Origin of the sequence: Cobetia sp. 2AS, from assembly GCF_029846355.1 — a bacterium.
GTDB lineage: Bacteria > Pseudomonadota > Gammaproteobacteria > Pseudomonadales > Halomonadaceae > Cobetia > Cobetia amphilecti.
Genome location: NZ_JARWKQ010000003.1, coordinates 292,031 through 318,723, shown reverse-complemented (window position 1 = coordinate 318,723; position 26,693 = coordinate 292,031). Strand labels below are relative to the sequence as shown.

General features: G+C 63.3%; 19 protein-coding genes. 6 read left to right on the top strand and 13 right to left on the bottom strand.

The window, feature by feature from the left end; translation table 11 throughout:
• Positions 1-8 precede the first annotated feature (8 nt).
• Both QD356_RS11235 and fhuB read left to right on the top strand, forming a co-directional pair.
• Positions 9-1,013, top strand: a complete 1,005-nt coding sequence (locus QD356_RS11235) for an ABC transporter substrate-binding protein (RefSeq protein WP_225996514.1) — start codon at positions 9-11, stop codon at positions 1,011-1,013.
• A complete protein-coding gene (fhuB, locus tag QD356_RS11230) occupies positions 1,000-3,120 on the top strand; it encodes a Fe(3+)-hydroxamate ABC transporter permease FhuB (RefSeq protein ID WP_225996515.1) in 2,121 nt (706 codons plus the stop codon). Before QD356_RS11235 ends, fhuB begins: the two co-directional genes overlap by 14 nt.
• Positions 3,121-3,235: 115 nt before the next feature.
• On the opposite strand, the gene purU is transcribed toward fhuB, so the two are convergent.
• The 6 genes from purU to glyA form a co-directional block, all read right to left on the bottom strand.
• Positions 3,236-4,111, bottom strand: a complete 876-nt coding sequence (purU, locus tag QD356_RS11225) for a formyltetrahydrofolate deformylase (protein WP_192838582.1) — start codon at positions 4,109-4,111, stop codon at positions 3,236-3,238.
• A 249-nt stretch (positions 4,112-4,360) separates the two neighbouring features.
• Positions 4,361-5,062 carry a sarcosine oxidase subunit gamma family protein gene (soxG, locus tag QD356_RS11220; RefSeq protein WP_225996516.1) on the bottom strand — a complete coding sequence of 234 codons (702 nt, stop codon included), beginning with the start codon at positions 5,060-5,062 and terminating at the stop codon, positions 4,361-4,363.
• The gene (locus tag QD356_RS11215; RefSeq protein ID WP_192838583.1) at positions 5,055-8,162 is read right to left on the bottom strand and encodes a sarcosine oxidase subunit alpha family protein; all 3,108 of its coding nucleotides are present in this window, start codon (positions 8,160-8,162) and stop codon (positions 5,055-5,057) included. The genes soxG and QD356_RS11215 overlap by 8 nt, the downstream gene beginning before the upstream one ends.
• Positions 8,159-8,485 carry a sarcosine oxidase subunit delta gene (locus QD356_RS11210; protein ID WP_043333138.1) on the bottom strand — a complete coding sequence of 109 codons (327 nt, stop codon included), beginning with the start codon at positions 8,483-8,485 and terminating at the stop codon, positions 8,159-8,161. The genes QD356_RS11215 and QD356_RS11210 overlap by 4 nt, the downstream gene beginning before the upstream one ends.
• Before the next feature lie 25 nt (positions 8,486-8,510).
• Positions 8,511-9,761, bottom strand: a complete 1,251-nt coding sequence (locus QD356_RS11205; RefSeq protein WP_043333139.1) for a sarcosine oxidase subunit beta family protein — start codon at positions 9,759-9,761, stop codon at positions 8,511-8,513.
• A 141-nt stretch (positions 9,762-9,902) separates the two neighbouring features.
• Positions 9,903-11,213, bottom strand: a complete 1,311-nt coding sequence (gene glyA / locus QD356_RS11200; RefSeq protein WP_192838584.1) for a serine hydroxymethyltransferase — start codon at positions 11,211-11,213, stop codon at positions 9,903-9,905.
• Between the two features lie 373 nt (positions 11,214-11,586).
• Here glyA and QD356_RS11195 point away from each other — a divergent pair, with 373 nt between their 5' ends.
• Positions 11,587-12,477 carry an AEC family transporter gene (locus QD356_RS11195; protein WP_054555340.1) on the top strand — a complete coding sequence of 297 codons (891 nt, stop codon included), beginning with the start codon at positions 11,587-11,589 and terminating at the stop codon, positions 12,475-12,477.
• 559 nt (positions 12,478-13,036) lie between these two features.
• Here the strand turns inward: QD356_RS11195 and nhaC are convergent.
• Entirely contained in the window at positions 13,037-14,569 is a 1,533-nt protein-coding gene (nhaC, locus tag QD356_RS11190) for a Na+/H+ antiporter NhaC (RefSeq protein ID WP_225996517.1), read from the bottom strand.
• A 215-nt stretch (positions 14,570-14,784) separates the two neighbouring features.
• Entirely contained in the window at positions 14,785-15,894 is a 1,110-nt protein-coding gene (locus QD356_RS11185; RefSeq protein WP_192838585.1) for a hybrid-cluster NAD(P)-dependent oxidoreductase, read from the bottom strand.
• Positions 15,895-16,514: 620 nt separating this feature from the next.
• Between QD356_RS11185 and QD356_RS11180 the strand changes: the two genes are divergently transcribed.
• On the top strand, positions 16,515-17,798 hold the full coding sequence (locus QD356_RS11180; RefSeq protein ID WP_192838586.1) for an aromatic ring-hydroxylating dioxygenase subunit alpha: 1,284 nt from the start codon (positions 16,515-16,517) through the stop codon (positions 17,796-17,798).
• Positions 17,799-17,927: 129 nt separating this feature from the next.
• Here the strand turns inward: QD356_RS11180 and cyoE are convergent, their stop codons facing one another.
• From cyoE to cyoA, 5 genes are read right to left on the bottom strand one after another with little or no spacing between them, the layout of a single operon-like run.
• The gene (gene cyoE / locus QD356_RS11175; protein WP_043333143.1) at positions 17,928-18,782 is read right to left on the bottom strand and encodes a heme o synthase; all 855 of its coding nucleotides are present in this window, start codon (positions 18,780-18,782) and stop codon (positions 17,928-17,930) included.
• Positions 18,783-18,795: 13 nt separating this feature from the next.
• The gene (cyoD, locus tag QD356_RS11170) at positions 18,796-19,125 is read right to left on the bottom strand and encodes a cytochrome o ubiquinol oxidase subunit IV (RefSeq protein ID WP_107335551.1); all 330 of its coding nucleotides are present in this window, start codon (positions 19,123-19,125) and stop codon (positions 18,796-18,798) included.
• Positions 19,122-19,748, bottom strand: coding sequence for a cytochrome o ubiquinol oxidase subunit III (gene cyoC / locus QD356_RS11165; RefSeq protein ID WP_131431257.1), 627 nt, complete (start codon positions 19,746-19,748; stop codon positions 19,122-19,124). Before cyoC ends, cyoD begins: the two co-directional genes overlap by 4 nt.
• A 2-nt stretch (positions 19,749-19,750) precedes the next feature.
• A complete protein-coding gene (gene cyoB / locus QD356_RS11160) occupies positions 19,751-21,760 on the bottom strand; it encodes a cytochrome o ubiquinol oxidase subunit I (RefSeq protein ID WP_054555335.1) in 2,010 nt (669 codons plus the stop codon).
• A gap of 3 nt (positions 21,761-21,763) precedes the next feature.
• Positions 21,764-22,732, bottom strand: coding sequence for a ubiquinol oxidase subunit II (gene cyoA, locus QD356_RS11155; protein WP_082388205.1), 969 nt, complete (start codon positions 22,730-22,732; stop codon positions 21,764-21,766).
• Positions 22,733-24,206: 1,474 nt separating this feature from the next.
• Here cyoA and QD356_RS11150 point away from each other — a divergent pair.
• Both QD356_RS11150 and QD356_RS11145 read left to right on the top strand, forming a co-directional pair.
• Positions 24,207-24,836: a flavin reductase family protein gene (locus tag QD356_RS11150; RefSeq protein ID WP_052384477.1), complete on the top strand. Its 630-nt coding sequence runs from the start codon at positions 24,207-24,209 to the stop codon at positions 24,834-24,836.
• Positions 24,837-25,068: 232 nt separating this feature from the next.
• Positions 25,069-26,649, top strand: coding sequence for a BCCT family transporter (locus QD356_RS11145; RefSeq protein WP_192838587.1), 1,581 nt, complete (start codon positions 25,069-25,071; stop codon positions 26,647-26,649).
• The last annotated feature ends 44 nt before the right edge of the window (positions 26,650-26,693 follow it).

The following is a 26,693-nucleotide window of genomic DNA, read 5'->3' as shown; positions in this document are numbered from 1 at the left end:
AGTGGCTGTTGGCACTGATCAGTCTGAGCCTGCTGGCGGTGGGGTCCGCCAGCGCTGCCGCAACGGAGGAGGCAGTGGCAGACGAGGCAGCGGCGGACGTGGCTGCGATGAAACAGACAGCGATGACCGAGACAGCCCAGCCACCGGCCGGCTTCGTCGATCGCCCCATCGTGGCACTGGACTGGACCCTGGCCGAGACCCTGACCGGGCTCGGAGTGCGCGCCATGGGCGTAGGCCAGGTCGCGACCTACGCAAGCTGGGTGGCCCAACCGGCGCTGCCGCAGGGCACGCGGGACCTCGGCCTGCGCACCCAGCCGAACCTGGAGCAGCTGGCCGCTCTCGCCCCCGCCGACATCCTGATCAGCCCGATGCTGTCCAGCCTCGCGCCGCGCCTGTCGGCCATCGCGCCGGTCACCAGCATCGCCATCTATACCCCGGACGCCGACACCTGGCAGACACTGGTCAAGGCGACCCGCCAGCTGGGCAAGCTGACGCAGCGCGAGCCACAGGCCGAACAGCTGATTCGCCTGAGCACCGCTCGCCTTGCCGGTTACAACGCCGCACTGCGCCAGCAGGCGGCACGCAAGGGCCAATCGCCCCTGCCACTGTTAATGGTGCAATTCATGGATGACCGCCATGTGCGCATCTTCGGCGACAACAGCCTGTTCCAGGCCGTGATCGAGCGCATGGGCATCGACAACGCCTGGCAAGGGGACACCAACGCCTGGGGCTTCGCCACCGTCAGTCTCGAGAAGCTGGTGACGCTGAAGGGCCGCATGGTAGTGGTGGAACCGCTGCCGCCCGGCGGACACCAGGCACTGGCGCATAACGGTCTGTGGCGGGCCATGCCGGGCGTGCGCGAGAACAGCCAGGCCTCGGCGCCGCTGTTCCTGCCACCGGTCTGGAGCTTCGGCGCCCTGCCCTCGGCCAATCGTTTCGCCGCACTGCTTGCCAGCCATCTGATTGATGATGAGGCGACACTTGAGGGGGAGACCACCGATGGCAACCACTGAGCAGGCCATGAGCACTCGCCCCACATCAAACCATCGCCCGCTGCACCTCACGCCGGGCCGGGCCTGCAGCCTGTTGACCTTGGCCCTTGTGGTGCTCGGCAGCCTCGCGCTCAACCGTGAAGGCCTGAGCCTGATGCAGGGCCTGACCGCACTGTGGGCATCGCCCGACTTCAGCGCTGCGGCCAGTCTCGGCCAGGCAGACAGCGCGCTGCTTTCTGCGCAGCTGGTGGCGCATGTCAGCTGGTGGCCGCGTCTGGTCTGCGCGCTGCTGGCCGGTGGCGCGCTGGGCATGGCCGGCGTGCTGATGCAGCAGGTGCTGCGCAATCCACTGGCCGCGCCCACCACCCTCGGCGTCGCCAGTGGCGCGAGCCTGGCGATGATGCTGGCGACGCTGTTCGCCCCGGCGCTGATGGCCGGCACGGGTCTTGGGGGAGACGGCTTCCAGCTGGGCCGTGAATGGGTCGCGCTGGCCGGTGGCCTGGCCGCCATGGGGCTGGTGTTCGCGCTGGCCTGGGCGCGTGGCATGTCGCCGACCGTGGTGGTGCTGGCAGGGCTGGTGGTCAATCTCTACATCGGCGCGCTGGGCATGGTGCTGTTGCTGTTCAATCAGGAGGCCCTGCACGGCACCCTGGTATGGGGCGCAGGCTCGCTGGCCCAGAACAGCTGGGATGGCGTGATCACGCTGCTCACCCGCCTGCTGCCGGGCATGTTGCTGGCGCTGGTGCTGATGCGCCCGCTGGCGGTGCTGGACCTCGACGAGGCCAATGCCAGAAGCCTGGGCGTCTCGCTGCGCAAGCTGCGCCTGATGAGTCTGGGACTGGCGGTATTTCTGAGCGCCTGCGTGGTCAGCGTGCTGGGCATCATCGGCTTCATCGGCCTGGCCGCGCCGGCCTGCGTGCGTCTGATGGGTGCGCGCCGTCTGGGCCAGCGCCTGCTGTGGGCACCATTGTTCGGGGCGCTGCTGCTGGCGGTGACGGACCAGGTGGTCGCCAGTCTCGATGGCCTGCTGCCCAACCTGATTCCGACCGGCGCGATGACGGCGGCCCTCGGCGCGCCGCTGCTGCTGTGGCTGATTCCGCGCCTCAAGATGGCGCAGGGGGCTGGCCCCGCCAGCCATCACGGCATGTCACTGACGCATCGTCATCCCCGCCCCGACCGCCTGCTCGGCTGGTTGCTGGCCGGGGTCTGCGTGGCCCTGATGCTGGCCCTGCTGGTCGGCAATGGCGCCGATGGCTGGACCCTGGGCAGTGACATGCTCCAACAGCTGATGGCCGGCCAGGCCAGCGTGCTGGACTTCCGCCTGCCACGGGTACTGGCGGCGGCAGGCGCCGGCGTGCTGCTGGCCCTGGCCGGCACCCTGTTGCAGCGTCTGACCAGCAATCCGATGGCCAGCCCCGAGATTCTCGGCATCAGCGGCGGCACCGCCATCGCCCTGATGCTGACGCTGCTGCTGGTCCCGTCACCGGGGCAGCTGACCCTGCTGGGCGCAGGCATCTGCGGGGCGCTGGCCTGTCTGGCGCTGCTGGTGGTGCTCAATCATCGCAGTGGCTTCATTCCCGAACGCGTGCTGCTGTGCGGGGTGGCGATCACGGCGCTCTACGATGCGGTGCGCGGCATCATCCTCGCCGATGGTGACCCGCGCGGTCAGCAGATTCTGGCCTGGCTGTCCGGCTCCACCTATTACGTGGGTCTCTCCGCGGCGGTCGGCGTGCTCGCGCTGGCGATCATCGCGGTCCTGCTGGCGCGTCCGCTGGCGCGCTGGCTGGATATCCTGCCGCTGGGCATGGCGAGCGCCAGTGCGCTGGGCATCGGCGTGACCCGCGCCCGCCTGGTGCTGCTGGGCGCGGTGGCGGTGCTGACCGCGCTGGCGACCCTGATCGTCGGCCCACTATCCTTCGTCGGCCTGCTGGCCCCGCATCTGGCGCGCCTGCTGGGGCTGAGCCGCGCCCGCGAGCACATGCTCGGCGCGGTGCTGTGCGGCGCGCTGTTGATGGTGCTCGCCGACTGGCTGGGCCGCCAGCTGCTGTCGCCCTACGAGATCCCCGCCGGCCTGATGGCCTCGCTGATCGGCGGCAGCTACTTCCTGTGGAGCCTGCGCAGAAGCTGACGCGCATCCGCACACGCATAAACGACGAAGCCCGCCACCGAAAGGTCGCGGGCTTCGTCGTTTGTGGAGTCTGTGGAGTTCATGGATGGAGTGAGCTGGCGGACGCAGCCCGGACTCAGTTGCCGAACACCACCGTGCGCTTGTCATGCAGGAAGACGCGACGCTCGAGGTGATAACGCACGCCACGCGACAGCGTCAGGCACTCGATATCACGGCCCTTGGCGATCAGGTCTTCGGGATAGTGGGCGTGATCCACCGTCTCGACGCCCTGGGTGATGATCGGCCCTTCATCGAGATCATCATTGATGTAGTGCGCAGTGGCACCGACCAGCTTGACGCCCTTCTCGTAGGCCTGATGATAGGGGCGCGCGCCCTTGAAACCCGGCAGCAGCGAGTGGTGGATATTGATCGCCCGCCCCGAGAGCTTCTCGCACATGTCGCTCGAGAGCACCTGCATGTAGCGCGCCAGAATCACCAGCTCGGCCCCGGTGTCCTGCACGATCTGCCATACCTGGGCTTCCTGCTCGGCCTTGGTCTCGGCGGTGATCGGCAGGTGGTGATACGGCAAGCCATGCCACTCGGCCAGCGGTGCCATGTCCGGATGGTTGGAGATGACGGCGGTGATATCCATCGGCAGCTGGCCGATGCGATGGCGATAGAGCAGGTCGTTCAGGCAGTGGTCCGAGCGCGAGACCATGATGACCACCTTCATGCGCTCATCCGGCGCACTCAGGCTGACGTCCATCTCGAAGTCGGCGGCACGCGAGCCCAGGCCCTGCTCGAAACTCGCGGCATCGAAGCCGTCATCGAGGGCACCGGCCTCGGTCTGCGGACGAAATTCGGCCCGGATGAAGAAGCGCCCCGACAGACGGTCATCGAAGGAATTGAGCTCGGTGATATAGCAGCCCTGCTCGCGCAGGTAGCGTGTCACGACGTCCACCGTGCCGATGCGGCTGGGACATTGGGCGGTCAGAATCCAGGTATCACGCATACGTAGGTGCCTGTCATGTAAGGATTATCTATTGTTGGAAGCAGCAACGTCAGGGTTGCATCCGAGGCTCTGCGCGACAAACCAATATTATTGAGGCGGGCTTCAGTATTTCTGAAGCCCGCCTCCTGTCCCGGGCAAGGCCCCTGGCAGCCGATTCAGGTCATGGCGCGCGCCTGCGACAGACCTCTCTCCAGACGCAGATCTCTCTCCAGACGCAGATCTCAGGCCTCAGATCTCAGGCCTCAGATCTCAGGCCTTGATGCAGACCCCGAATTCCTCGCTGGCATCCAGCAGCCAGCGGCCGAGGTAATCGGCGAAGCTTCTGCGCACCACCAGCTCGAATTCGCTCTCGCTGACGCGGCGCAGCACCAGTGTCGCCTTGGCGAACACCGCCGGCACGCCACGTCCGACCGGGAAGGCACGCGGGTGCACATCAGTCGGCGTCGACTTCATCAGCACCTGACGCGCCTGGTCGCCACTCAGCGAGATGACGGTCTGGCCACCGCTGACGTTGACCACCTGATAGCGACCGGCCAACGCCTCATGCAGCGCCTTCTCGACAGTGAAGGCTTCCTCGCCGGGCACCAGGATCAGCCACTCATCCGGTGACAGCCACTGGATCGAGCGACCGCCCTCATTCTGATGGAGGGTCGCCGGCGTCAACGGCAGCGCCAGACCCAGCGCCGCCTCGACACCCGCGGCGAAGCCCGGCTGCGCGGGGTCACCGCGCAGCGTCAGGTGTCCGAGAAACGCCTTCTCCTGCAGCACGACGCCGGCATCGCCGTCATCGCGGGCCGTGAACAGATGCGCCAGTGGTGAACGGGCGCACTGAGCGTGGACCTCGGGCGTCGGGCGCTGGTCGATCACCGACGTCTGAGAACTAGTCATGTCCTGCGGCTGCGCATCGACGGCGGCACCCGCTTGCGGGTCGAGTGTGGTGGCATCAGACATGCTGGCGCTCCCCTTTCTTGTCGTAGAACACCGGTGAGGTGATTTCGGCTTCCAGCGTCGTGCCATCGGCCTGCGGCAGGAACACCGTCTCGCCGATGCGCTTGGCACCGCCCTTGACCACCGCCAGCGCGAAACCATGCCCCAGCGTCGGGCTGTAGTAGCTGGAGGTCACGTGGCCGACCATCGGCATCGGGATGGCATGCTCAGGGTCGAAGACGATCTGCGAGCCTTCCGGCAGCACGATGCGTTCATCGCCGGCCTTCTTGCGTGTCGGTATCAGGCCGACCATCTGCTTGCGGTCGTCGCGACGGGTATCCGGGCGCGACAGCGCACGCTTGCCGATCCAGGAATACGGCTTGTTGTAGCCGACACACCACTGCATGCCGAGATCTTCCGGGGTGATCGAGCCATCGGTGTCCTGACCGACGATGATGAAGCCCTTCTCGGCGCGCAGCACGTGCATGGTCTCGGTGCCGTAGGGCGTGAGGCCGTACTTCTTGCCGCACTCGAACAGGCGCTTCCAGACATGCAGCCCGTAGTTGGCCGGCACGTTGAGCTCGTAGGACAGCTCGCCGGTGAAGGAGATGCGGAAGATGCGCCCGGGAATGTCGGCGATCAGCCCTTCACGCACTTCCATGAATTTGAAGCTGTCACGGTCAAGGTCGATGTCGGTCAGCTCGCCGACCAGCGCACGCGCCTCGGGGCCGGTGACGGTCAGGGTCGCCCAGTGATCGGTGACGCTGGTCATCTGCACGTCCAGTTCCGGCCATTCGGTCTGGTGCCACAGCTCCAGCCATTCCAGGATCGAGGCCGCGCCACCGGTGGTGGTGGTCATCAGGAAGTGGTCTTCGGCCAGACAGGTGGTGACACCGTCGTCCATCACCATGCCGTCGTCGTGACACATCAGGCCGTAACGCGCCTTGCCGACGCCCAGCTTGGCCCAGGCGTTGGTGTAGATGCGGTTGAGGAATTCGCGCGCATCGCGACCGGTGATGTCGATCTTGCCCAGGGTCGAGGCGTCCAGCACGCCGACCTTCTCGCGCACCGCCAGACACTCGCGCTCGACCGCGGCATGCATGTCCTCACTGCCTTGCGGGTAGTACCAGGGGCGCTTCCACTGGCCGACATCCTCGAACTTGGCGCCCTGCGCTACGTGCCATTCGTGCATCGCGGTGTAGCGGATCGGGTCGAACAGCTCGCCGCAGTGACGGCCGACGATGGCGCCGAAGGTCACCGGCGTGTAGTTGGGGCGGAACACGGTGGTGCCGGTGTCGGGGATGGTCTGCCCCAGACAGCGCGCGGCAACCGCCATGCCGTTGATGTTGCCCAGCTTGCCCTGGTCGGTGCCGAAGCCCATCGCGGTGTAGCGCTTGACGTGCTCGATGGACTCGAAGCCTTCGCGGGTGGCGAGCTCGATACCGGCGGCGGTGACGTCGTTCTGCAGATCGACGAACTGCTTGGGCGCGCGTGCGGTGGGCTTGTCATGCGGCACCTGATAGAGCGGCAGCATCGGCGTTTCCGCAAGTTCGGAGACCGCAGGCACCTCGGTCTGGGCGGTCTCGAACTCGCAGGCTTCCACCGCGGCGACACCGCTGGCGTAGGCCGCGACCAGCACATCTTCCAGCGCGAAGCTGCCATTGGCGGCGCCGCAGGCATCGAAGCCCTTGAGCATCGGTGCGCCCAGCGCGGGCAGGAAGCCGTGGATCTCGTCGCTCCATACCGGACGCGCACCGGTGTGCGCTGCCAGGTGAACCACCGGGCTGTAGCCGCCGGAGCTTGCGATGGTGTCGCAGGCGAGCTCTTCCACTGCCCCCGTCACGCTGAAGGCATCGATATCGATGGCCGCGATGCGCGCGCCTGTCACGCGGCGCTCGCCCTTGGCCTCGATCACGGCGGCGCCGGCGATGATGCGGATGCCCGCGGCACGCGCCGCCTCGACCATCACGCCGGAGGGCGCCGGACGCGCATCGGCGATCGCGACCACTTCACGACCGGCCGCCGCCCAGGCAAGTGCCGCGCGATAGGCGTGGTCGTTGTTGACCGACAGCACCAGCTTGTCACCGGCGGCGACGCCGTAACGGGTCAGATAGGTGGTGACGGCACCGGCCAGCAGGTTGCCCGGCACATCGTTGTGGCTGTAGACCAGTGGCCGCTCGTGGGCGCCGGTGGCCATGATGACGCGATGGGCGCGCACGCGGTGCAGGCGGGAGCGTGCCTGCTGGGCGCCACGTGCATTGCGCGGTGCGAGGTCGGCCTGATGCTCGGTACGGCGCTCGTGCAGGGTCACGAAGTTGTGATCGTGATAGCCATTGGCGGTGGTGCGCGGCAGAAGCTGCACATCCTCGCAGGCTTCGAGCTCCGCCAGCACCGCGTCACGCCATTCGATGGCAGGCTTGCCGTCCAGGGTCTGATCGAGACAGTCCGCCGACATGGAGAGCAGCGAGCCACCCAGCTCTTCCTGCTCGTCACACAGGATGACGCGCGCGCCGCTGCGGGCCGCGACCAGCGCCGCCATCAGGCCCGCCGGGCCGGAGCCGATCACCAGCACATCGGTGTGCTGATGCAGGTGATCATAGATATCCGGGTCGTCCTCGAGCGGAGAACGCCCGAGACCGGCGGCCTTGCGGATGTACTTCTCGTAGGTCATCCACAGCGAGGCCGGCGCCATGAAGGTCTTGTAGTAGAAGCCCGGCGGCATGAACTTGCCGCCCAGCTTGCCGACCTGCGGCAGGAAGCGGCTCATCAGGTCCTTCTGGGCCTTGACCCAGCCGCTGACGGCGTGGGCTTCCAGGCCGTCGTAAAGCGCCTGCTGGGTAGCACGCACGTTGGGCACCTGGCCGGCTTCGGTGCTGCCCAGCTGCAGGATGGCGTTGGGCTCTTCAGCACCGGCGGCGACCAGGCCGCGCGGACGCGCATACTTGAAGCTGGCGTTGAGCACGTCGAGGCCGTTGGCCATCAGTGCCGAGGCGAGGGTATCGCCTGCCAGGCCCTGATAGCGCTTGCCATTGAAGGTGAAGGTCAGCGGCGTGGCGCGGTCGATGCGTCCACCCGAGGCGAGACGGCGCGGGGCAGCGGCGGTCTGGTTGTCTTGCTGGCTCATGCGCTCACCCCCTTGGCTTGCGTGGTCGGATCGGCTTTCGTCTCACCGGTGATGGTGGGCTGCTCGCCCATGCGATAGGTCTCGAGAATCTCGTAGGTCACGGTGTGGCGGGTGATGTTGAAATACTTGCGACAGCCCACGGCGTGAATCCACAGCTCGTGGTGGACGCCACGCGGGTTGTTGCGGAAGAACAGATAATCCCCCCACTCGGCATCGGAGCAGGCTTCGGGGTCCTTCGGGCGCTCGATATGCGCCTGACCCTTGACGTGGAATTCCTCTTCCTCGCGCAGCTCGCCGCAGTAGGGACAGAAGATATGCATCATGGTCGGTCGTCTCCTGACGGCAGGTTCAGTGCGCGACGCCAGCGGCGCCATGTTCGTCGATCAGCTTGCCCGTGTTGAAACGGTCATAGGAGAAGGGCTCTGCCAGCGGATGGGTGCGCCCCTTGGCCAGTGTCCAGGCAAAGACGTTGCCGGAACCCGGCGTGGCCTTGAAGCCACCGGTACCCCAACCGCAGTTGAAATAGAGCCCCTTCACGGGCGTCTTGGAAATGATCGGGCAGGCGTCCGGGCAGGTGTCGACGATGCCGCCCCACTGACGGTTCATGCGTACCCGCGAGAAGATCGGGAACATCTCGACGATGGCCTGCAGGGTGTGCTCGATGGTCGGGTAGCTGCCACGCTGGCCGTAGCCCACGTAGCCGTCGATGCCGGCACCGATGACCAGGTCGCCCTTGTCCGACTGGCTGACATAACCGTGGACGTGGTTGGACATCACTACGGTGTCGAGAATCGGCTTGAGCGGCTCGGAGACCAGCGCCTGCAGCGGGTGGGATTCCAGCGGCAGACGGAAGCCGGCCTTCTCGGCCATCACGCCGGAGTTGCCGGCGGTGACCACGCCGACACGCTTGGCACCGATGAAGCCGCGCGAGGTTTCCACCCCGACGATGGCGCCATCCTGCTTGCGGAATCCGGTGACTTCGGTCTGCTGGATCAGGTCGACGCCGAGGCTGTCGGCGCCGCGCGCGAAGCCCCAGGCCACGGCGTCGTGACGTGCCACGCCACCGCGCGGCTGCCAGGAGGCACCGAGAATCGGGTAGCGTGCGCGGCTCGAGCAGTCCATCGCCGGCACCAGTTCCTGCACCTGCTGGGCGTCCAGCACTTCGCCATCGATGCCCTGCAGACGGTTGGCATTCACGCGGCGCTGGATATCACGCATGTCCTGCAGGGTGTGGCCCAGGTTGAGCACGCCACGCTGGGAGAACATCACGTTGTAGTTGAGATCCTGGGACAGGCCTTCCCACAGCTTCATGGAGTGCTCGTAGAGCGCCGCCGCCTCGTCCCACAGATAGTTGGAGCGCACCAGGGTAGTGTTGCGCGCGGTGTTGCCGCCGCCCAACCAGCCCTTCTCGATCACCGCGACATTGGTGATGCCGTGTTCCTTGGCCAGATAGTAGGCCGTGGCCAGACCATGCCCGCCGCCACCGACGATGACGACGTCGTATTCCTTCTTGGGTTCTGGGCTACGCCAGACCTTCTGCCAGTTCTCATGGTGGCTGAGCGCATGCTTGACCAGCCCGAATCCCGAGTAACGCTGCATTTGCCACCCTCCTCACATCTTTGCCACCGCAAGCGCTGTCCGGTGCTCTCGCCCGAGTGATGTCTGTTGTTGTCACCCGAGTGATGTCTCTGCGCTTGCGGCATGTGTCGTTGTTATCGTTGTCTCTCGCCAGCGCCTTGTTCAGGCAAGCGCGGCGGGGTCGGTCACGCTGGCGGAGGCGTAGACCGGGAAGCGGGCACAGACTTCCTCGACCTTGCCGCGCACCTCGGCTTCCACCTTGGCGCTCTCGCCGGTGGACAGCGCGTCGAGCAGATCACAGATCCAGCCGGCCAGTGCCTCGCATTCCGCCTCGCCGAAGCCGCGCGTGGTGGCGGCAGGGGTGCCGATGCGCAGCCCGGATGTCACGAAGGGGCTCTGCGGGTCATTCGGCACGCTGTTCTTGTTGACGGTGATATGGGCGCGGCCCAGTGAGGCATCCGCGTCCTTGCCGGTCACGCCCTGACGGATCAGCGAGACGAGGAACAGATGGTCATCGGTACCGCCGGAGACCACGTCATAGCCGCGTGCCATGAAGACCTCGGCCATCGCGCGGGCATTGGCGATCACGCGGGCCTGATAGCTGACGAAGTCCTGGCTCATCGCTTCCTTGAAGGCCGCGGCCTTGGCGGCGATGACGTGCATCAGCGGGCCGCCCTGCTGGCCGGGGAAGACGGCGCCATTGAGCTTCTTGTGCAGCGCTTCATCACCGGTGGCGGAGAGAATCAGGCCACCGCGCGGGCCGCGCAGCGTCTTGTGGGTGGTGGTGGTGACGACATGGGCGTAGGGCAGCGGGCTCGGGTAGTGACCCGCCGCGACCAGACCGGCCACGTGGGCCATGTCGACCATCAGCCAGGCGCCGATCTCGTCGGCGATATCGCGGAAGCGACGCCAGTTGACCACCCGCGAGTAGGCGGAGAAGCCAGCGATGATCATCTTCGGCTTGTGCTCGCGCGCCAGACGCTCCATCTCCTCGTAGTCCAGCTCGCCGCTTTCGGTCAGGCCGTACTGGATGGCGTTGTAGTGCTTGCCGGAGAAGTTGGGTGCCGCGCCGTGGGTCAGGTGACCGCCATGCGCCAGGCTCATGCCGAGGATGGTGTCGCCCGGCGAGACGAGTGCCATGAACACGGCCGCGTTGGCCTGGGCGCCGGAGTGCGGCTGCACGTTGGCGTAGTCACAGCCGAACAGCGCACAGGCGCGCTCGATGGCCAGTGACTCGACCTTGTCGACGAATTCGCAGCCGCCGTAGTAGCGCTTGCCCGGATAGCCTTCGGCGTACTTGTTGGTCAGCTGGCTGCCCTGGGCTTCCATCACCAGCGGGCTTGCATAGTTCTCGGAGGCGATCAGCTCGATATGCGCTTCCTGACGCGCTGTCTCTTCGAGGATGGCCTCGGCCAGTGCAGGGTCGAGTCTGGCCAGTCGGTCATCACGGGTGTAGCCATGTTGCTGAGACATTGCGCGCCTCCGGTAAGCGGATCGTTGTTGTTGGAGTGGTTCGATGAAAGGTGATCAGTGATCGTCTGTTCGCTCAAATCCTGTCGAGTCAGCCCGGCGCCAAGGCCTTGAGTGGCTGTCTTGACCCGATACTAGCCCTGCCCCCCTGCGGCAAACTGCTTGTCAGCGTCACCCCGCAGCGCGAATGCGACATCGGCAGGCAAAAGCGACATCTCGACGGCCCGCACAGAGCTGCTGCGAATAGTGGCTGCCCGCCACTGGCGCTACACCGAAGCCCTTGCGGGCAGGTATGCTAGACACCGATATCGTGCGATCAGGCGCCGGATGACGACTGATCCATGCAAGCGCGCGCCTGAGGAAGGGAGTTGAGAATATGCTGATGGAATTGCTGGCGGTGATGGCACCGGTACTGTGTGGCGCCGCCATCGGCTTCTTCTGGGTCAGGCTGGGCAACGACTACCCGATGGCCTTCGTCACCCGGCTGGTGCTCTACATCGGCACGCCGGCGCTGATCCTCAATGCGCTGGGCAGCGCCGAGATCGACAACTCGAGCTTTTTGCGCACGGGCCTGGCGACGCTGTCCGTGATGGCCCTGCTGCTGGCGCTGAGCTGGCCCTTCGCGCGCCTGATCGGCAAGCCCTGGAAGGTCGCGGTGGCGCCGTTGCTGTTCTCCAACGTCGGCAACATGGGCCTGCCCGTCTCGCTCTACGCCTTCGGCCAGGCCGGCTTCGCCTACGCCATCACCATCATGGTCACCATGTCGCTGCTGCAGTTCACCCTCGGCGCCTGGCTTGCCAGCACCAGCGGCAACCCGCTGCGCAGCGTGGTGCGCTCGCCGACCATCTGGGCCAGCATCGTCGCCACCCTCATGCTGCTCTGCGATGTGCACATGCCGCGCTTCGTCGCCAACAGCCTGGAGCTGATCTCCGGCTTCACCGTGCCGCTGATGCTGATCACCCTGGGCGTGTCGCTGGCCAGCATTCGTGTCAAGAATCTGGCGGCGGGCGTGGGCTTCAGTGTCCTGCGCATTCCCTTTGCCGCCCTGTGTGCCTGGGGGATCGGCACCCTGCTGGACCTGCCCCCGCTGGCGCTGCACGTGTTGACCATGCAGATGGCCATGCCGGTGGCGGTCTACAACTACATGTTCGCCCAGAAGGCCGGGCGTGAACCGGAGTACGTCGCTACGCTGGTGTTCTGCTCGACGCTCGCCGCCTTCCTCTATCTGCCCATGCTGCTGGCGGCGATGGGGGCGACACTGGGCTGACCCGACGGAAGCCGCCCGAGCCTTCCCGCAGAGAATGACAGGCACAAAAAAACCACGCGAGCCTGAGCTTGCGTGGTCGTGTGACACCTTCCTGCGGAAACTGCCGTGCCGTGAAGAAGACGGTATTGCACCATCCCGATATTGAGCAGCACGGCGCTTCCTGTTGCGACGATCAGCCTTGTAGTCCTGCTGGCACCCGCTCCCGGCCTGGAGGTGGCGCACCGTTCCCCTGTGTCATCATTGCCCTTTTGACCAAACCCGTGACTGGAGTGGCAGTCGTGGACCTGACGTGAACGCTCTCCGCTCTCGACCCGCAGCTGAAGAGGGCATGCAGCCCAACGGGGCCTTGTGCTTATGGCACCAGGGCGAACCCTGGCATGGCCTGGCGGGACTTCCCGCAGAGCCCCCTGCACTGCATGCGCTCATTCACGTGGCAACATCTGAAGGGTAGCCCCGAAGTCGTCTGCACCTCCAGATGGTTTGTGCCGTCTTCCTGCGCGAGTCGACTTGCTCATGAACCTGAGCATGAAGTCTTAGAGCACTCATGCCGAGCAGACTGTCAGCGCACCTCGGGCGTGGCGGCTGGCAGTCCCGCCAGGCCCTCGGCCTGCTGCTGACGCAGCTGGGCCAGCGTTGTCACGGCATGTCCCCTGGCTTGCCATTCGGCACGCTCATCATCATCGGCCCGGATGATGAAGCGTCCAAGCAGGGTGTAGAGCAGCCCCAGCAACGGTGACAGCCAGCAGGCGAATGCCAGCGGAATGTAAAGCAGCCCCTCCATGCCCGCGCCACCGGCCATCAGCCCCAGCGAACTGATCACCACCGCACCACTCGCATTCCAGGGCACCAGCGGCGAGATCAGCGTGCCGCCCTCTTCCAGTGAGCGTGACAGATTGAGCGTCGAGTAGCCTTCTCCGCGGAATACCGGCGCGTACATGCGCCCCGGCAGAGCAATGGAGAGGTAGGGGTCGCCCGCGATGACATTGGTCAGCGCCGCCGTGGAACTGGCCGCGACCTGCAGCCCGAAGATACCGCGCACCTTGACCAGCACCGCGGCGCACAGCACCTCCAGACAGCCGATCACCTCCAGCATCCCCCCGAAGGCCAGTGCGATCATCACCAGCAGGATGACCCAGGCCATCGACATCAGGCCACCGCGATTGAGCAGGCTGTCAATCTCGCTCACCCCGGTGTTCAGGGTGTAACCACTCTGCATATAACCGAACAGTGCCTTGATGGCCTCGCCCTGGACACCATAGGCCACCACGGCGCCCGCCAGCACCCCGACGAACAGCGCCGGGAGTGCCGGCATGCGCGCGATCGCCAGCGCCATGACCAGCAGCGGCGGCACCAGCACCCAGAGATTGAATTCGAAGGCACCTGACAGCCCAGCAGTGATGGCAGTAATTCGCTCGAGATCCAGCGACTGGCCAGCGGCGAGCAGGTTGCCGGCGATCAGGTAGATCACCAGCGCGATCAGCATGGAGGGAATGGTGGTCGGCATCATGTTGCGGATGTGCGCAAACAGGCTCACGCCGGTGACGGCAGGCGCAAGGTTGGTGGTATCCGACAGCGGCGAGACCTTGTCACCGAAGAAGGCGCCGGACACCACCGCACCGGCGGTCCACCACGGCGGAATGTCGAAGCCGGCCCCGATGCCCATCAGCGCAAGCCCTACCGTACCCACGGTGCCCCAGCTGGTACCCAGCGTGACCGAGACCACCGAGCACAGCAGCATGGCCGCCGCCAGGAAGTATTCCGGCGAGACCAGCTTGAGCCCGTAGTAGATGATCATCGGCACGCTACCGGAGGCGATCCACACCCCGACCGTCATGCCGACCAGAATCAGGATCGCGATGGAAGGCAGGCCGACACGCACGATGCGCATCATGCCCTCTTCCATCGCCGACCAGCCGTAACCCAGCTTCCAGCCGACCAGCGCCGTCATCGCGACGCCACAGATCAGCGGTACGTGCGGAGTGAATTCACCGAAGACAAACAGTTGCAGGGCCAACACGGCCAGCGTTGCCAGGATAGGCAAGCTGGCCATGGGCAGGGAGGGGCGTTGCGGTGCATCGACATCACGAGTCATGAGACATTGCTCCATTAGCCAGTTGTACTTGTTGTACCCCCACGCTAACCGACCCATGTCCCGACAGATGACTGACAGCGTCACCGGCCTCCCTGTATGCGACATCGTCTACGACTTTCCGCCTATCACTTGCGCAAGATTCATTCACCTCGCCGGGGACTGTCACCAACTTCATCTTGTGGTGAAAAGACGCTCTCCACTAGAACCTCAGATCCTCAGTAATCGATCACCACATCGCCATTGGGCACGCTGCAGCAGGACAGGATGAAGCCTTCGGCGACGTCTTCATCGGTGATGCCGCCGTTGTGTTCCATCTCGACCTCGCCCGCGACCTTCTGCACCCGGCAGGTGCCGCAGATGCCCATGCCGCAGGCCTTGGGAATATGCAGGCCGAGCTTGGCGGCAGCGGCGTGGACGGTCTCGCCCGGGGCGATCTGCACCGACTTGCCGGTGGCGGAGAACTCGACCCGCGTGAGATCGGAGCGGTCCAGCTCATCGGCCAGCACCTCGGCCTGTTCGGCCTGCTCGATGGCCTCTTCCTCGACATCGACCGGCGTGGCACCGAAGGACTCCTCGTGATAGCGACTCATGTCGAAGCCGTGGCTGCGCAGCAGATGCTTGACCGCATTCATGTAGGGCGTGGGGCCACAGCAGAAGATCTCGCGCTCCATGAAGTCCGGCGCGATCATCTCGAGCATCGCGTCGGTGAGATAGCCGCGATAGCCGGACCAGGTCTGGCCGGTCTCGAAGCGCTCACAGATGACGTGCATGTTGAACTCCGGCACGCGGGAATCCATGAACTCGAGCTGACGCCAGAAGATGATGTCGCGTGGGCTGCGCGCACTGTGCACGAAGGAGATGTCCACATTGGCATTGGTATCGAAGTACCAGCGCGCCATCGACATCAAGGGCGTGATGCCCACGCCACCGGACAGCATCAGAATGCGCTCCGCCGGGTAGTCGATGCAGTTGAAGTTGCCGACCGGGCCGTGCACCGCCAGCACATCGCCTTCATTGAGGTTGTCGTGCAGCCAGTTGGAGACCAGCCCGCCCGGCACGCGCTTGACGGTGATCGAGAAGCTGTAGGGCACCGACGGTGAGCTGGAGATGGTGTAGGAGCGCATGATCTGCTGGGCATCGATCTCGAGCTCCAGGGTCACGAACTGCCCCGGCTTGAAGAAGAACATCACCGGCTGTTCGGCCATGAAACAGAAGGTGCGGACGTCCCAGGTTTCCTGAATGACCTTCACGCAGCGCACGCTATGTCGACCGTTGGTCCAGGTCTGCGTCGTAACCGGATTGAAGTTGCTGAGAGTGGTGCTCATGAAGGCCTCGCTGGGCATGTTGTTCTAGGAGACATGTTCTTGAAGAGACAGTGTCAGGCCACCCTGCGCTGCGTGCGCGGCCAACGGTGGGACATGCTCAGGATTGTCGAGTCAGCGCCCGGCAAGCATTTATCCGTGCACGACAGAAACATGCCCGATCACTCCAATCCCGCCCCCGCAGCGCCCTGTCCCCGCCTCATCGCTACGCCTGCCTGTGCCTCAAAGCCCCTGCGCAGACGACCGGCGTCGGAAATACATCATTGAGCGTCGCCATCAGACATAAGTCGCGACTTGACCTCAGCCACACTGCGATCCATGCGTGGCAATGCCACTCAGATGTCATGCGGGCTGCCTGAACTTCCACGCTGACTATCCTGTCGAGCGAGCGGCACTCTGCCAGCGCCGCCCTCGACACCCGAACCGACCAGGACGGGATGACGCACCGCGCGATGCATCGGCACTCCCTCATGGGTGCGCCGATTTCGCCCCGCGGTGCTGCCCGGCAATGGTCTGTTCACTCGTTCCCTCTGTCCCGGCTTCACAACAACAATGATCAGCACACTCACTCAACCCAAGGCGACCCTGCTCCCGGCGCCTACCGACCGTGCGAGGACACCGCGATGAGCGACTTACTGGAACACGCTCAGGATCAGCAGCGTCAGGCGGTACGCGAGGCCGCCGCGCGGCTTCTAGAGGCCCGCAGCCCCGGCTACACCCTGCCCCAGCCCTTCTACAATGATCAGCGCCTGTTCGATCTCGACATGAAGGAGATCTTCGAGCGCGAGTGGCTGTTTGCCGGTCTCAGCAGCGAGATCCCGCTCAAGGGCAACTTCATGACCATGGACGTGGGCAACAGTCCGATCATCATCGTGCGCGGTGACAACGGGGCCATCCATGCCTTCCATAACGTCTGTCGCCATCGCGGGTCCCGCCTGTGCAGCACCGAGCGCGGCAAGGTCGCCAAGCTGGTGTGCGGCTATCACAAGTGGACCTATGAGCTGGATGGTCGCCTGCTGTTCGCCGGTTCCGACATGGGCACCACCTTCGACACCAGTGAATACGGCCTGCACCCCGTCCACGTGCGCTCAGCCGGCGGCATGCTGTTCATCAACCTCGCCGAGCAGCCCGAGAACTGCGAGCCGTTCTTCAAGACGCTGGAGTTCTACCTCAAGCCCTACGACATGGAGAACGTCAAGGTCGCGGCCAGCTCCTCCATCATCGAGGAAGGCAACTGGAAGCTGGTGATCGAGAACAATCGCGAGTGCTATCACTGCGATGGCTCCCACCCGGAGCTGCTCAACACCCTGCAGGAATTCGATGACACCGATGACCCGCGTGCCACCGAGGCCTACAAGGCGCTGGTCGCCAAGAAGCAGGCCGACTGGGATGCCGAGAAGGTGCCCTATCAGCTGGTGCGCTTCGGTCGCCGCAATCGCATGACGCGCACGCCGCTGCTGGAAGGCACCGTCTCGATGACCACGGACGGCACCCCGGCATGCAAGAAGCTGTTGGGTCGCCTGCAAAGCCCCGACATGGGCTCGCTGCGCATCCTCAACCTGCCCAACTCCTGGAACCACTTCATGGGCGATCACGCCGTGGTCTTCCAGGTCGACCCGATCGGCCCCCTCAAGACCCGCGTGACCACCAAATGGCTGGTGCACAAGGACGCGGTGGAGGGTGTCGACTACGACCTGGCGAAGCTGCGCAAGGTGTGGGACGCCACCAATGATCAGGACCGTCAGCTGGTGGAAGAGAACCAGCGCGGCGTCAACTCCAGCGCCTATCAACCCGGCCCCTACTCGGCGACCTTCGAGTTCGGTGTCGTCGACTTCGTCGACTGGTATGCCGAGCGCATGCAGGAAGCGCTCAAGGAACAGCAGGAGCCGCATCTGCAGCTGGCCTGAGGATTTGTGAGCTTCTACTAAAAGACAGGCAAGAAAAAACCCGCCACCGGCAAGCCGGTGGCGGGTTTTTTTGGCTTTCACCCGGGCAACACGCCGAAGGCGGGTCACCCGAGAGGTACTACGGCTGGATTACAGCTGCGTGTCCAGACTCATCATCAGGCTGAGCGCCATGACGATGATGATGGAGAAGCCGAACAGCTTGCGTGCCCAGGAGGCATCAGGCTGATCCTTGAGGCGCCAGGCGGCCAGATACAGCCACCAGCCACCCGTGACGGTCGCGACTACCAGATACCAGATGCCGGTATATCCCCACAGTGTCAGCAACAGCGACACCGGGATGAAGCCGGCAATGTACCCCGTCACTACACGCTTGGCATGCTCCATGCCTCGCGCTACCGGGAGTACCGGAATATTGGCGGCCCGATAGTCATCGACACGAAACATGGCAATCGCATAGGAATGCGGCATCTGCCACATGCTGAAGATGATCAACAGCAGCAGCGCCCCCATGTCCGCCTGACCGGTGACGGCCAGGTAGCCGACCACTGGCGGCGCAGCGCCGGACAGTGAGCCGATGAGGGTGCCATACACCGAACCACGCTTGAGCCACATGCTGTAGGCCCCGACGTAGATCACGAAGCCCAGCCCCACGGCGATCATCGCCATGAGATTGGTCATCGCGGCCAGAAGCCAGAAGCCTGCAAGGCCCAGCACGCTGCCGAAGACGAAGGCCCCCTTCAGCGAGATGTCGCCCTGTACCAGAGCACGGCCCTGGGTACGCGCCATGTGGCGGTCGATATCGCGATCGATGCAGTTGTTGAACACACAGCCTGAGGCCACGATCAACGCCACCCCGACCAGGGTGGCGATGAACAGCGCCCAATCCACCTCACCACCGGAAGCGAGAAAGAAGCCGCCGCTGACGGTGATCAGGTTGCCGAAGATAATGCCCGGCTTGGTGGTACGCAGGTAGTCCTTGATCATCAGGCTCACGCTATCAGATGGGCATCATGTTCTGATTCAGCTCGATCATGATCCACATGGAACCACCAACGACGATTGCCACGATCACCAGGGTGAACAGCATGGCCATGACATTCCAGCTCTGCTCCTTGGAGCCGTCCAGGTGCAGGAAGAAGTACAGCTGCACGAAGACCTGAGCGATGGCGAAGCCGTAGACGGCCCAGATCACGCCGACACCCGGATCGTCCATCATCATCACCATCCCGAACGGGATGATGGTCAGGATGATGGAGAGAATCAGACCGGTCACGTACTGCTTGACGCTGCCGTGATTGTCGTTGTGGTCGTTGTTGGAATGGCTCATAGCATCACTCCTGTGAGATAGACGACGGTGAAGACGCAGATCCAGATGACGTCCAGGAAGTGCCAGAACAGGCTGAGCATCATCAGACGACCGCGATGCATTTCCGTCAGGCCCTTCTGCTTGACCTGGAAGATCAGCAGCGCCATCCAGATCAGACCGACGGTCACGTGCAGACCGTGGGTGCCGACCAGGGTGAAGAAGGCAGACAGGAACGCGGACTTGTCCGGACCATGGCCGTTCACGATCAGGTGGTGGAACTCATAGATTTCCATCGCGATGAAGCCTGCGCCACAGGCGAAGGTGATCATCAGCCACTTGATCACCGCGGAGCTGTCTCCGCGGTTCATGCCCAGCATCGCCAGGCCGTAGGTGAAGCTCGAGGCCAGCAGCAGCGCGGTCTCGACCAGCACGAAGTCCAGCTCGAAGATCTCGGCGCCCGTCGGGCCACCGGCATACGCCTGGCTCAGTACCACATAGCCCGCGAACAGCATCGCGAACAGGATGCAGTCGCTCAGCAGATAGAGCCAGAAACCGAAGACCTTCAGGCCGTTGGTATCGTGATGCTCGTGATCGTCATGGGCGTCATGCGCCCCATCGTGAGATGTCATTGCATTATTCGCCATGATTACCCCTGAACCACTGTGTCGTTAGGTGTGCGGGCGCTGGGCAGGGCGCGACGCTCGCGACCCTCACGCTCGACACGCTCCACTTCCTCGACGGACACGTAGTAGTCGATGTCGTAGTTGAAGGAGCGCACGATGAAGGTGGCGATCATGCCGACCAGCCCGACCACGGCCATCCACCAGATGTGCCAGATCAGTGCGAAACCGAACACCAGGCTGAAGGCGGAGATGATGACGCCAGCAGCGGCGTTGCGCGGCATGTGGATCGGCGCATAAGGCTTCTTGGCCTCCTGCTCGATGCCACGTTCCTTCATTTCCCAGAACTCGTCGAGCTCGGAAACCTGCGGCTCGTGAGCGAAATTGTAGAACGGTGCCGGTGAAGTGGTGCTCCACTCCAGAGTACGACCGCCCCAGATATCGCCAGTGGTGTCCTGCAGCTGCTTGCGGTTCTTGATGCTGACCGCGATCTGGATCACGGTGCAGGCGATACCGATCATGATCAGGCAGGCACCGATGAAGGCGACGACCAGGTACGGCACCCACAGCGGGTTGTCGACGTGCTGCAGACGACGGGTCATGCCCATGAAGCCGAGGATGTACAGCGGCATGAAGGCGAGGTAGAAGCCAGTGATCCAGAACCAGAAGGAACGCTTGCCCCACTTCTCGCACAGCATGAAGCCGGTCGCTTTCGGGAACCAGTAGGTGATACCGGCCATCGCACCGAAGACCACGCCGCCGATGATGACGTTGTGGAAGTGAGCGATCAGGAACAGCGAGTTGTGCAGTACGTAGTTGGCGCCCGGAACGGCCAGCAGAACGCCGGTCATGCCACCGATGGTGAAGGTGACGATGAAGCCCAGGGTCCACAGCACCGGAGAGGTCATTTCGACGCGACCGCGGTACATGGTGAACAGCCAGTTGAAGATCTTCACACCTGTCGGGATCGAGATGATCATCGTCGCGATACCGAAGAAGGCGTTCACGTCAGCGCCGGCACCCATGGTGAAGAAGTGGTGCAGCCAGACGATGAACGACAGGACGGTGATGACGAGAGTCGCCCACACCAGCGAGGTGTAACCGAACAGCTTCTTCTTGGAGAAGGTGGAGATGACTTCGGAGAACACACCGAAGACCGGCAGCACCAGGATGTACACCTCAGGATGGCCCCAGGCCCAGATGAGGTTGACGTACATCATCATGTTTCCACCAAGGTCATTGGTGAAGAAGTGGAAGTCGAGGTAGCGATCGAGCGTCAGCATCGCGATGGTAGCGGTCAGAATCGGGAAGGCCGCGACGATCAGGACGTTGGCGCACAGTGCGGTCCAGGTGAAGACCGGCATCTTCATCAGGGACATGCCCGGCGCACGCATCTTGAGGATGGTGGCGATGAAGTTGACACCTGTCAGCAGGGTACCGACACCGGAGATCTGCAATGACCAGATCCAGTAATCCACCCCGACCCCGGGACTGTAATTGGCCCCCGACAACGGCGGATAGGCCAGCCAACCGGTTTTGGCGAACTCACCCAGACCCAGAGAGATGTTGACCAGCAGCGCGCCGACCACGAACAGCCAGAAGCTGAGCGAGTTCAGGAACGGGAAGGCCACGTCACGTGCGCCGATCTGCAGCGGCACGACAACGTTGATCAGACCGATGACCAGCGGCATCGCCACGAAGAAGATCATGATCACGCCGTGGGCAGTGAAGATCTGGTCGTAGTGATCCGGGGGCAGATAGCCGTGCCCGCCGGTGGACGCCAGCATCTGCTGGGAACGCATCATGATCGCATCGGAGAAACCACGGATCAGCATCACCAACGCGACGATGATGTACATCATGCCGATCTTCTTGTGATCGACAGAGGTGAACCACTCATTCCACAGGTAGGCCCACTTTTTCTTTACCGTGATGAAGCCGAACAGGGCTGCACCACCGAGGATTACCGCCGCAAGCACGATCATGACGATCGGCTCGTGATACGGAACAGCCTCTATTGTGAGTTTTCCAAGCATTGCTTATTCCTCGGTTGCCATCGCAGATTCAGCGTGACCAGAAGCGTCATGATCGGACATGCCGTGTTCGGCGCTGTCGTGATGCATTCCACCCTTCTTCATGTGGCGCATCTGATCATCGCTCATGCCCAGCTCCATGCCGTCCATGTAGGGCGCCATGATCTGCTCATACAGGTTCGGCTTGACCTGACCATAGAAGGTCGGGGCGACGTCCTCGCTCGGCTCCTTGAGAGCGGCAAGACCAGCGTCATCCAGCACCTTGCTGCTGCCGCGTGCCTTCTCGATCCAGGCGTCGAAGTCGCCTTCGCTCATGACATGCGCCTTGAAGTGCATGTCCGCGAAGCCGGCGCCGCTATAGCTGGCAGAGATACCGTCGTAGGTACCCACTTCACTGCCGATCAGGTGCAGACGGTTTTCCATCCCCGCCATTGCATAGATCTGGCTACCGAGCTGCGGGACGAAGAACGAGTTCATCACCGTGTCGGATGTGATGTGGAAGCGAACCTGACGATCCACCGGCATGGCCAGTTCATTGACCGTCGCGATCCCCTGCTCCGGATAGATGAACAACCACTTCCAGTCCATGGACACGACCTGCACCTCGATCGGCTCACCGCCGTCGACGATCTCGGCACGCGGGTCCAGCTCGTGCGTGCTCTTCCAGGTCAGGATGCCCAGAGCGAGGATGATCAGGCACGGAATGCCCCAGACCACGATCTCGATCTTGGTGGAATGCGCCCAGTTGGGCGTGTAGGTCGCCTTGCTCTGCTTGGTATCGCGATAGCGCCAGGCGAACCACAGCGTCATGAAGATGACCGGGATAACAACCACGAGCATCAGGTAGGTAGCAGTCAGGATCAGCGACTTTTCGGATTCACCGATAGGCCCCTTGGGATCGAAGAGTACGGCGTCACAGCCGGACAGCATCAATAATCCCGCGAGGATAGGGAGTCCCCGCAGAGCCCCCCGCATTAGGCTTTTTCTCATCTCACGACCTCGTTGGAACACGCCATGGCGTCATGACGAGCCCACATGTGGAACACAGCGTTCGAAGAAATGACCAACAGGAAGCCGTCGATCTTTCGAACGAAATCAGAAGATTTCCCGCAGGCGGGCACAGGATAGAGAAAAGACAGGGGGGCTGACTACGGGGCAGGATGACGCACCAGGGGCCACATGCGGATGACTTCGGCCATCCGGTGCGCGCCAATCATGCCTTGAGCGGCATGAGTTCTCTCACGCTCGAGGGAGGTTAAGGCAGCGGGATCGGGTGGGGAAGCCGACACTCACGGCGATGATGTCGCGACAGCGCATGCCTTGCAGGGCCAGACAGCTCGTCATTCACCGGCCTTCTCCGCGATGCCAGCCCCCCTGCCCTGCTTGATGATGCCCGTGAGAATCACGACCTTGTCGCGCCACAATTCAGTGCATCCCCGCAGATGTCCTCGCCATCGGCGCACCAGGTGGCGTCGAAGCAACCACTACCACTACACGATACCGCGCAACAAAAATCCAATAAATGACCATAATTTGAAATTAAATGCCAAAAATTTTGCCGCTGAGCCTTTCAAAAGTTGCTGAAGTACTCCCCCAACCCGGGCGAGAGAGGCATTTTCCCGACATGATACTTGTATGAGGCCGGCGTTCATTGACGAGAAAACATGCATCATTATCGATCATGACCTGACAGGTAAATGCACCATGATGCGTCTCACACGATGCTGGCATTCCCGATCAACAGGGGACACTTTTTCGCAACCTTGGCATGCCATTCTCATGATCAATGCCGAACCAAATGACCTGATGAGTGTCATTTTCCGCCATTCATTTACGCGGACTCACCACCTTTCTGCCAGATGACGCCCGGCCCGCCATCATAAAAAACACACAAATAAACACAATGCAGAAACCATCTGGTTACCAATTTTGCACAAAAATCCGGTTTCCCGCCCCCATTGTGTGACTTGAGTCAGACAAGGAATGAACTCGACCGCGGCGTCAGGAACAACATCCTCGAAAAAGGTCAATACCTGCGACAATTGACCACACCAAAAATAGGGACAATGATCTGGGAGAATTTCCCGGGGCCTTTTCCACGCCCAGCGGCCACACAGGCCACTCTTCATCAGCACCACCGGCCTGTGGTCAGGCGCGATTCGCGCTCTACATCAGCGATGATTCGCGGCCGCCACTCGCCGCGACGGCCAGATTCTCGAGCTCTCGGTCTAGCGACCTCTTGGCTTATCGGGCTCTGGGCCTGGCGGGCTCTCACTCTCTCCAATATCAGGCGCCGTGCGACATGCTGGCTGAGCGGGTCGAGAGCCATGCCCTGTGACGGCAGCTCTGCAATGACAGCTCTGCAATGACAGCTCTGCGACGAAAGCTCTCTAACGACAGCTCTATAACAACGGCCCTACAACCAGAGCCCTGCAATGAGACCCTCACCATGACTGCCTCCTCGACCACGCATTCCCTCATCGCCGCCGACCAGCTTCCCGCAGGCATCCTCTATCGCCTGTTCTCGGGCAGCATCGCGCCCCGGCCGATCGCCTGGGTCTCGACCATCGATGCGGCAGGCAACACCAACCTCGCGCCCTTCTCGTTCTTCACCATCGCCAGCATCAATCCGCCGGTGCTCGCCTTCAGCCCGCTGCGCAATGGCGAAGGCAAGACCAAGGACACCCTCAACAACCTCGGGCAGGTGGCGGAGTGCGTCATTCACATCGGTGGCGAGGCGATGAGCGAGGCGCTCAATCTCACCAGCGCCAGTCTTGCCGCCGACGAGGATGAGTTCACCCACGCGGGCCTGAACAAGGTGGCCATGCCGCCGCTTGCGGTTCCGCGCGTGGAAGGCGCTCCGATCGCCTTCGGCTGTCGACTGCGCGACATCATCTCGTTCGGTGATCAGCCGCTGGCCGGTTCACTGGTGCTGGCCGAGGTGGTGGTGATGCATGCCGACGCAGCGGTCTGGGATGGGCGGCATGTCGACAATGAGGTGCTGCGTGCCATCGGGCGCATGGCCGGCAGTGACTATGCACGCACGGACAGCCTGTTCAGCCTACAGCGCCCCGAATGAGTTTCCGGCACGGACAGGAAATCCATAAACCTCAATACAATCAATGCCTTTCAGCGCATAACAAGGATGACTCAAGGTTTGACGCCGTCATCTGCAACTGGCAGAAAGGCGCATGTTGCACAAGGCTTCAGACCAAGGTCTGAACGCTTCCACCAGGCGGGACAAGGTCCCTCATTCTGACTCGAGATGCCCACAGGAGCGGCTATCGAAAGAAAACATACGAGGTAACTCCATGTCATCGAATCCGTATGTGACGGATTACCAGATCGGTCAGGACAATGTTCAGCGACTCGGGCTGGATGTCCACAAGCCGGTCTTCACCATCAGTGCGCTGCTGATCGTAGGCTTCATCCTGTTCACGCTGCTGATGCCCGAGTCGGCCGAGTCGGCACTGGGCGGTGCCAAGGCATGGTCCATCACCCATGGTGATTGGCTGTTCATGCTCTCCAGCAACTTCTTCATCCTGTTCTGCCTGCTGCTGGTCCTGCACCCGGTCAGCCGCCTGCGTCTGGGCGGGCGCGACGCCAAGCCGGAATTCAGCCGGATGGCCTGGTTCGCGATGCTGTTCGCGGCCGGCATGGGCACCGGCCTGATGTTCTGGGGGGTCGCCGAGCCAGTGGCGTACTACACCGACTGGTCCGGCACGCCACTGAACGCGCCACCGCGCACGCCGGAAGGCGCGACGGCGGCACTCTCGGCCACCGTCTTCCACTACGGGCTTCACCCCTGGGCCATGTATGCCGTGATCGGCCTGTCGTTGGCCTTCTTCGCCTACAACAAGGGCCTGCCGCTGACGCTGCGCTCGGTGTTCTACCCCTTGCTGGGTGAACGTGTATGGGGCTGGAGCGGCCATATCATCGATATCGTCGCGGTGCTCGCCACCCTGTTCGGCCTTGCCACCTCTCTGGGGCTGGGCGCGGCACAGGCGGCCTCGGGGCTGGACCATCTGTTCGGCATCGGCGATGGGCTGGTCAGTCAGATCGGCGTGATCGTGGCGGTCACGCTCGCGGCCATCTACTCGGTGAGTCGCGGTCTGGATGGCGGCGTCAAACGCCTCTCCAATCTCAACATGATGCTGGCCGCGCTGCTGGTGGTGTTCCTGTTCATCGTCGGCCCGACCATGGACATCATCACCGGACTCGGCACCACCAGCGTCGGCTATCTGGAATATCTGCTGCCGCTCTCCAACTGGATCGATCGCCCCGACGAAGGCTGGTTCCATAGCTGGACCATCTTCTACTGGGCCTGGTGGATTTCCTGGTCGCCGTTCGTCGGCATGTTCATCGCGCGTATCTCGCGCGGACGCAGCGTGCGCGAATTCGTCACCGCCGTGCTGGTGGTACCGACCCTGGTCACCATCGTGTGGATGACCGTCTTCGGCGGCACCGCACTGGAAGAGGCACGAGCCGCCGGCAGCGAGCTGGCCCAGGGCATCGACACTCCCTCGATGGCCATGTTCCAGATGTTCGACAGCCTGCCGCTGTCCTCCATCACCTCCTGCGTCGCCATCGTGCTGGTGCTGGTGTTCTTCGTGACCTCCTCCGACTCCGGCTCGCTGGTGATCGATTCCATCACCGCCGGTGGCAAGCAGGATGCCCCGACGCGCCAGCGCATCTTCTGGGCAGCGGCCGGCGGCCTGATCGCCTGTGCCCTGCTGTATGGCGGCGGCAGCACCGCACTGAGTGCGCTGCAGGCGGGCGCCATCTCCACGGGTCTGCCCTTCACGATGGTACTGCTGGTGATGTGCTTCTCGCTGTTCCGCGGTCTGCGCTGGGAGAAGCGCGAATACGATCGCGCCAACGCATCGAGCTGAAACACTGCGCGCAGTGAAAAGAGGCGAGTGAGCACCCACGCAAA

What these genes read in the sequence shown, in the direction of transcription:
- QD356_RS11215 (WP_192838583.1), bottom strand. Translation starts at nt 8,162, where the DNA reads ATGAGCCAGCAAGACAACCAGACCGCCGCTGCCCCGCGCCGTCTCGCC.
- QD356_RS11145 (WP_192838587.1), top strand. Translation starts at nt 25,069, where the DNA reads ATGTCATCGAATCCGTATGTGACGGATTACCAGATCGGTCAGGACAAT.
- cyoA (WP_082388205.1), bottom strand. Translation starts at nt 22,732, where the DNA reads ATGCGGGGGGCTCTGCGGGGACTCCCTATCCTCGCGGGATTATTGATG.
- cyoC (WP_131431257.1), bottom strand. Translation starts at nt 19,748, where the DNA reads ATGGCGAATAATGCAATGACATCTCACGATGGGGCGCATGACGCCCAT.
- glyA (WP_192838584.1), bottom strand. Translation starts at nt 11,213, where the DNA reads ATGTCTCAGCAACATGGCTACACCCGTGATGACCGACTGGCCAGACTC.
- QD356_RS11185 (WP_192838585.1), bottom strand. Translation starts at nt 15,894, where the DNA reads ATGAGCACCACTCTCAGCAACTTCAATCCGGTTACGACGCAGACCTGG.
- nhaC (WP_225996517.1), bottom strand. Translation starts at nt 14,569, where the DNA reads ATGACTCGTGATGTCGATGCACCGCAACGCCCCTCCCTGCCCATGGCC.
- QD356_RS11150 (WP_052384477.1), top strand. Translation starts at nt 24,207, where the DNA reads ATGACTGCCTCCTCGACCACGCATTCCCTCATCGCCGCCGACCAGCTT.
- QD356_RS11210 (WP_043333138.1), bottom strand. Translation starts at nt 8,485, where the DNA reads ATGATGCATATCTTCTGTCCCTACTGCGGCGAGCTGCGCGAGGAAGAG.
- fhuB (WP_225996515.1), top strand. Translation starts at nt 1,000, where the DNA reads ATGGCAACCACTGAGCAGGCCATGAGCACTCGCCCCACATCAAACCAT.
- QD356_RS11205 (WP_043333139.1), bottom strand. Translation starts at nt 9,761, where the DNA reads ATGCAGCGTTACTCGGGATTCGGGCTGGTCAAGCATGCGCTCAGCCAC.
- purU (WP_192838582.1), bottom strand. Translation starts at nt 4,111, where the DNA reads ATGCGTGATACCTGGATTCTGACCGCCCAATGTCCCAGCCGCATCGGC.
- soxG (WP_225996516.1), bottom strand. Translation starts at nt 5,062, where the DNA reads ATGTCTGATGCCACCACACTCGACCCGCAAGCGGGTGCCGCCGTCGAT.
- cyoD (WP_107335551.1), bottom strand. Translation starts at nt 19,125, where the DNA reads ATGAGCCATTCCAACAACGACCACAACGACAATCACGGCAGCGTCAAG.
- QD356_RS11180 (WP_192838586.1), top strand. Translation starts at nt 16,515, where the DNA reads ATGAGCGACTTACTGGAACACGCTCAGGATCAGCAGCGTCAGGCGGTA.
- cyoE (WP_043333143.1), bottom strand. Translation starts at nt 18,782, where the DNA reads ATGATCAAGGACTACCTGCGTACCACCAAGCCGGGCATTATCTTCGGC.
- cyoB (WP_054555335.1), bottom strand. Translation starts at nt 21,760, where the DNA reads ATGCTTGGAAAACTCACAATAGAGGCTGTTCCGTATCACGAGCCGATC.
- QD356_RS11195 (WP_054555340.1), top strand. Translation starts at nt 11,587, where the DNA reads ATGCTGATGGAATTGCTGGCGGTGATGGCACCGGTACTGTGTGGCGCC.